Genomic DNA, 239 nt, shown 5'->3' on the forward strand with positions numbered 1-239 from the left:
GGCGCCCGACGCTTGTCCGGCTGCTGCCAGCCATCGGCGGCCGCTTCTTCGATCGACAGGTCCAGCTCGCGCAAGCGCGCCGACACCACCACCGCCACATACGCCGCGCAGAACGTGGTGTGGGCGATCCAGATGTGGACGGCCTGATCAACCTGGAATGCGGTCAAAATGTGGGAGGGGGCAAGCCCCCGATGGCGGTGGATCAGTCACAGCTTCAGTGACTGACACTCTGCTATCGG

At 64.9% G+C, this 239-nt stretch carries 1 pseudogene; it reads right to left on the reverse strand.

Going from position 1 to position 239, the window contains the following annotated elements:
• Positions 1-140: pseudogene (locus tag NR164_RS30350) on the reverse strand (putrescine ABC transporter permease PotI); the annotation flags it as partial.
• Between the last annotated feature and the right edge of the window lie 99 nt (positions 141-239).

Origin of the sequence: Pseudomonas sp. Pse79 (assembly GCF_024519615.1) — a bacterium.
Lineage (GTDB): Bacteria > Pseudomonadota > Gammaproteobacteria > Pseudomonadales > Pseudomonadaceae > Aquipseudomonas > Aquipseudomonas veronii.